Raw genomic sequence first — 4905 nt, 5'->3', positions numbered from 1 at the left:
CCCGGCGCCGGCACCCGCGGCCCCCGAGCCGGCCCCGGCGCCAGCTCCCGCTCCCGCGCCTTCCGCCCCGGCGGCCGGCGCTGACGCCCAGACGGCCCCCATGCCCGGCAAGATCCTCGAGATCAAGTACAACGTGGGCGATGCGGTCTCCGCCAACGACACGGTCCTCGTCCTCGAGGCCATGAAGATGGAGAACGCCATCGTGGCCGAGCGCGCGGGCACCATCACGGCGATGCACGTCTCCGCGGGCCAGATGGTCAACCCCGGCGACGCTCTCTTCACGATTGGCTAGGTGAGGCGCATGGAGACCCTCCTCGAAGGAATCATGGGCATGGGCGCCGAGCCGGGGCGCATCGTCATGATGCTCATCGGCTGCGTGCTCATGTACCTTGGCATTAAGAAGGGGTACGAGCCCACGCTGCTCGTGCCCATGGGCCTGGGGACCCTGCTCGTGAACTTCCCCAACACCGGCGTGCTTATGACGGGCGGCGAGGCGGGGCCCTTCCAGGTCTTGTTCGACGCCGGCATCGCCACCGAGCTCTTCCCGCTTCTGCTCTTTGTGGGCATTGGCGCGATGATCGACTTCGGTCCTCTGCTGCAGAACCCGTTCCTGCTGCTCTTTGGTGCGGCGGCGCAGTTCGGCATCTTCTTCACCGTGGTGGTCGCGGTGCTGCTCGGCTTTGACATCACCGACGCCGGCTCGATCGGCATCATCGCGGCGGCCGACGGCCCCACCTCGATCTTCGTGGCCAACACGCTGGGGTCCAAGTACCTCGGCGCCATCATGGTGGCGGCCTACTCCTACATGGCGCTCGTGCCCATCATCCAGCCGCCCGCTATCCGCGCCGTCACCACCAAGAAGGAGCGCCGCATACGCATGGCGTACCGTGCGGGCGAGGTCTCCCAGACGGCAAAGATCCTGTTCCCCATCGTGATCACGCTGGTCGCGGGCCTCGTGGCGCCGGTGTCGCTGCCGCTCGTGGGCTTCCTCATGTTCGGCAACCTGCTGCGCGAGTGCGGCGTTCTCGACCGCCTGTCGCTCTCCGCGCAGAACGAGCTCGTCAACATCATCTCGATCATGCTGGGCCTGGCCGTCTCGGTGAAGATGGTCTACTCGGAGTTCCTGCGCCCCGACACGCTGCTCGTCATCGCGCTTGGCCTCGTGGGCTTCGTGATGGACTCGGTGGGCGGCGTCATGTTCGCCAAGATTCTCAACCTCTTCCGCAAGGAGAAGGTGAACCCGATGATCGGCGCGGCGGGCATCTCGGCGTTCCCGATGTCAAGCCGCGTCATCCAGAAGATGGCGGCCGAGGAGGACCCGCAGAACTTCATACTCATGCAGGCGGCGGGCGCCAATGTGGCGGGACAGATCGCGTCGGTGGTCGCAGGTGGCCTGTTACTTGCGGTTCTGGGCTAGGAGGTACGCATGAGCATCGATCCCAACGCGCTTTCGAAGGCCCTCGAGCTGCTTTTCGTGGGCTGGGGCGGCGTCTTCGTTGTCCTGGGGGTCATCTACGTGGCCGCCCTGGTGCTGACGCGGCTCTTTCCGACGAGAAAGGGGGAGTGATGGCGAATCCGAACCAGGGTAAGTCGGGCTTCTTGACCACGAACTCGGAAATTGACGAGGGCGGGGTGGCTGCGGACGGAGCCGCCGGTGCTCCCGGGGCCTCCGCTCGCGTCCCCACCCGCCATGTCGGCGTCATGGAGACCGTCCTGCGCGACGGCCAGCAGAGCCAGATTGCCACGCGCATGCCCATCGAGGACATGCTGCCCATCCTGGAGACGATGGACGGCGCCGGCTTCCACGCCATCGAGATGTGGGGCGGCGCCACGTTCGACTCCTGCCTGCGCTTCCTCAACGAGGACCCGTGGGAGCGCCTGCGCACCATCCGTGCGCACGTGCACAACGCCAAGCTGCAGATGCTGCTGCGCGGCCAGAACCTTCTGGGCTACAAGAACTACGCCGACGACGTGGTGCGCGCCGTGGTGAAGAAGTCCATCGAAAACGGCATCGACGTGGTGCGCGTGTTCGACGCGCTCAACGACGTGCGCAACCTCAAGACCTCGATCGAGGCCTGCAAGGAGGCCGGCGGCGAGTGCCAGTGCGCCATCTCCTACACCACGAGCCCCGTGCACACCGTGCCGTACTTCGTCGAGCTCTCGAAGCGCATGGCGAGCTTCGGCGCCGACTCGATCTGCATCAAGGACATGGCCGGCAACCTTACGCCGAGCGACGCCTATGACCTCGTGCGCGGCATCAAGGATGCCGGCATCTCCGTGCCCATCGAGGTTCACACGCACGCCACGGCCGGCATCGCCGAGATGACCTACCTCAAGGCCGTCGAGGCGGGCGCCGACATCATCGACACCTGCATCTCGTCGTTCTCCGGCGGCACGAGCCAGCCGGCCACCGAGTCGATGCACGTCGCCCTTACGGGACTGGGCTACGAGACGGGCCTCGACCTCGACCGCCTGAGCGAGATTGCCGAGCACTTCAACGGTGTGCGCGACAGGTTCCGCGCGGCTGGCACGCTCAACGCCAAGATCAAGGACACGAGCCCGAAGGCCCTCATCTATCAGGTGCCGGGCGGCATGCTGTCGAACCTTCTGTCCCAGCTCACCGAGCAGGGCAACGCCGGGCGCTACGAGGAGGTGCTCGCGGAGGTGCCGCGCGTGCGCGCAGACCTGGGCTACCCGCCCCTCGTGACGCCGCTGTCGCAGATGGTGGGCACCCAGGCCCTCATGAACGTGATCGCCGGTGAGCGCTACAAGATGATCCCGACCGAGATCAAGGACTACGTGCGGGGCCAGTACGGTGCCGCTCCCGTGCCCATCTCCGACGAGATGCGTACGAAGATCATCGGCGATGACGAGCCGATCACGTGCCGTCCGGCCGACCTCATCGAGCCGCAGCTGCCGCGCCTGCGCGAGGAGATTGCCTGCTACGCGAGAAGCGAGGAGGACGTGCTGTCGTACGCGCTCTTCCCCAAGCAGGCGCGCGACTTCCTGGGCAGGCGAGAGGACCCGTTCTACGACGTCCCGGTCCAGACCGTCGACCTCACCGTCGCGGTTCCTTCCGTATAATTTGTCACGGCGCGGGGTGAGGAGTCACCACGCGCCTCGTCACTTGGCCGCATCGTCGCGGCCGGACAGGAGGTTTTCATGGGAGACGACAAGAAGCGGGGCCTTGCGCCCCAGGACATGACGCGGGCGGCTGCCGCCGTGGCGCTGCTCGCGGTCTCGGCGTGGGTGACGGTGCCGCTCGGCCCCGTGCCGTTCACGCTGCAGACGATGGCGCTCACGTTCGTGCTTGTGGCGCTGCCCGGGCGCGAGGCGGTGCTGGCCGTCGTGGTCTACGTGCTGCTCGGGGCCGTGGGCGCGCCGGTGTTCTCGGGCATGCGCGGGGGAGTGGGCGTGCTCTTTGGGCCCACGGGCGGCTTCATCCTGGGGTTCGTGCTGGCTGCTTTGGTGGCCGCCCTCGTGAGGCGCTCGCTTGACGCGTCGCCGGCGCGAGACGTGCTGGTGGCCGTGCTCACGATCGTGTGCTCGCACGGCGTTGGCGTGGCATGGCTTGCGACCGTGGGGTCGATGGGGCTCGTCCCGGCCTTCCTCGCGGGCTCGGCGCCGTTTCTGCTGCTCGACGTCATCAAGGGCGCGGCCGGCATCGTGCTCGCCCGCGGCGTCCGCCACGCCGTTCCCGGCCTGGCGGGTTAGCTCTCGTCTGTCGCGTGCTGTCGTATCCGAATGCCCGACCAACTCGGATGGCTCCAACTACATGCCCGACCAACTCGGATGAATTCAAGTCTGTGTTCGTCCGAGTTGGTCGGGTTCTTTTGTGCGATGTCCCGCTTTCGTCCGAATAAATATGGACCTGTCCAGTCCCGCCTTCGGAGCGAGCTCAATGTCGTTCGCATGCAAAACGGCAGACCCGAAGGCCTGCCGTTGACTGTTGGTAGCCCGTACCAGATTCGAACTGGTGATCTCCGCCTTGAGAGGGCGGCGTCCTGAACCGCTAGACGAACGGGCCATATGTGATGGAGCCGAAATGCTCCGATGAAATCATGGTAGCCCGTACCAGATTCGAACTGGTGATCTCCGCCTTGAGAGGGCGGCGTCCTGAACCGCTAGACGAACGGGCCATACTCTGAGTTGCCAGACAGACGAATGGCTGGGATGGAGGGAGTCGAACCCCCATTGACGGAACCAGAATCCGCTGTCCTGCCATTAGACGACATCCCAATTGAATGCCTGGTTGCGCCTCAGCGCGAGGAAATACTATACGGGAGCCGCGCTTCCTGCGCAACCCTCAATTCCATATTTTTTTTCAAATGAGCGAAAACGCACCGTGACATGCGGTTCCAGAGTAACCGACATACGTACATTCTGTTTCCGCTCTGTCACAGTTGGCCTTCTTCGACCTGCCTGAATGCCCCCATGCCGTAGAGTCCATCTCGAAAGTAAACGAGAAGAGGGATTCACGATATGGCCGAAGCCAAGAACATGATCGAGATCAAGGGTCTCAACAAGTACTTTGGAGACCTTCACGTTCTCAAGGACGTTGACCTTACGGTCAAGGCTGGCGAGAAGCTCGTCATCATCGGGCCTTCCGGCTCGGGCAAGTCCACGCTCATCCGTTGCGTCAACTACCTCGAGGAGCCCACGAGCGGCACCGTCTCCATAGATGGCATCGAGCTCACGCGCAAGAACCACCTCGAGATGGCGCGCAAGTACTCGAGCATGGTGTTCCAGCAGTTCAACCTGTACCCCAACATGACGGTGCTGGGCAACCTCACGCTCGCCCCCATCAAGCTCCAGAAGAAGAGCAGGGAGGAGGCGACCGAGAACGCCCTCGCCGCGCTTCGCCGTGTCGGCCTCGAGGCCAAGGCGGGGGAGTACCCGCAGAAC

At 64.8% G+C, this 4905-nt stretch carries 5 protein-coding genes, 3 tRNA genes and 2 pseudogenes (1 of these 10 only partly in view); 7 read left to right on the top strand and 3 right to left on the bottom strand.

Annotation, left to right across the window (positions count from 1 at the left end):
- The 5 genes from EFAMC1_RS06175 to EFAMC1_RS06155 form a co-directional block, all read left to right on the top strand.
- A partial coding sequence (locus EFAMC1_RS06175; protein ID WP_154053425.1) for a biotin/lipoyl-containing protein occupies nucleotides 1-292 on the top strand: 292 nt, incomplete at its 5' end.
- 9 nt (nucleotides 293-301) lie between these two features.
- Nucleotides 302-1417, top strand: coding sequence for a sodium ion-translocating decarboxylase subunit beta (locus EFAMC1_RS06170; protein WP_154053424.1), 1116 nt, complete (start codon nucleotides 302-304; stop codon nucleotides 1415-1417).
- 9 nt (nucleotides 1418-1426) lie between these two features.
- Nucleotides 1427-1567, top strand: a complete 141-nt coding sequence (locus EFAMC1_RS06165) for an OadG-related small transporter subunit (RefSeq protein ID WP_187324582.1) — start codon at nucleotides 1427-1429, stop codon at nucleotides 1565-1567.
- A complete protein-coding gene (locus EFAMC1_RS06160) occupies nucleotides 1567-3084 on the top strand; it encodes an oxaloacetate decarboxylase subunit alpha (protein WP_261981801.1) in 1518 nt (505 codons plus the stop codon). Before EFAMC1_RS06165 ends, EFAMC1_RS06160 begins: the two co-directional genes overlap by 1 nt.
- Nucleotides 3085-3162: 78 nt before the next feature.
- Nucleotides 3163-3714: a biotin transporter BioY gene (locus EFAMC1_RS06155; protein ID WP_222838657.1), complete on the top strand. Its 552-nt coding sequence runs from the start codon at nucleotides 3163-3165 to the stop codon at nucleotides 3712-3714.
- Between the two features lie 236 nt (nucleotides 3715-3950).
- Here EFAMC1_RS06155 and EFAMC1_RS06150 read toward each other — a convergent pair.
- The 3 genes from EFAMC1_RS06150 to EFAMC1_RS06140 all read right to left on the bottom strand — a co-directional run bounded on the left by EFAMC1_RS06150 (nucleotide 3951) and on the right by EFAMC1_RS06140 (nucleotide 4239).
- Nucleotides 3951-4027, bottom strand: a tRNA-Glu gene (locus EFAMC1_RS06150).
- A gap of 35 nt (nucleotides 4028-4062) precedes the next feature.
- Nucleotides 4063-4139 (bottom strand) — tRNA-Glu (locus tag EFAMC1_RS06145).
- A gap of 26 nt (nucleotides 4140-4165) precedes the next feature.
- Nucleotides 4166-4239: transfer RNA gene (locus EFAMC1_RS06140), tRNA-Gln, on the bottom strand.
- A gap of 243 nt (nucleotides 4240-4482) precedes the next feature.
- On the opposite strand from EFAMC1_RS06140, the pseudogene EFAMC1_RS11450 reads away from it, so the two are divergent.
- Together EFAMC1_RS11450 and EFAMC1_RS11445 are read left to right on the top strand one after the other, a co-directional pair.
- Nucleotides 4483-4830: pseudogene (locus EFAMC1_RS11450) on the top strand (ATP-binding cassette domain-containing protein); the annotation flags it as partial.
- Nucleotides 4731-4905: pseudogene (locus EFAMC1_RS11445) on the top strand (ATP-binding cassette domain-containing protein); its annotated part runs 125 nt beyond the window's last position; the annotation flags it as partial. The pseudogenes EFAMC1_RS11450 and EFAMC1_RS11445, both read left to right, overlap by 100 nt.

The sequence above is a fragment of the Olsenella uli genome (assembly GCF_901212675.1).
GTDB classification, from domain to species: Bacteria; Actinomycetota; Coriobacteriia; order Coriobacteriales; family Atopobiaceae; genus Parolsenella; species Parolsenella uli_B.
This window is presented reverse-complemented; position numbering and strand designations above follow the sequence as displayed.

Bases quoted from the DNA above. Each gene is read 5' to 3' on its own strand.
- EFAMC1_RS06165 (WP_187324582.1), top strand. From the start codon at position 1,427: ATGAGCATCGATCCCAACGCGCTTTCGAAGGCCCTCGAGCTGCTTTTC.
- EFAMC1_RS06155 (WP_222838657.1), top strand. From the start codon at position 3,163: ATGGGAGACGACAAGAAGCGGGGCCTTGCGCCCCAGGACATGACGCGG.
- EFAMC1_RS06170 (WP_154053424.1), top strand. From the start codon at position 302: ATGGAGACCCTCCTCGAAGGAATCATGGGCATGGGCGCCGAGCCGGGG.
- EFAMC1_RS06160 (WP_261981801.1), top strand. From the start codon at position 1,567: ATGGCGAATCCGAACCAGGGTAAGTCGGGCTTCTTGACCACGAACTCG.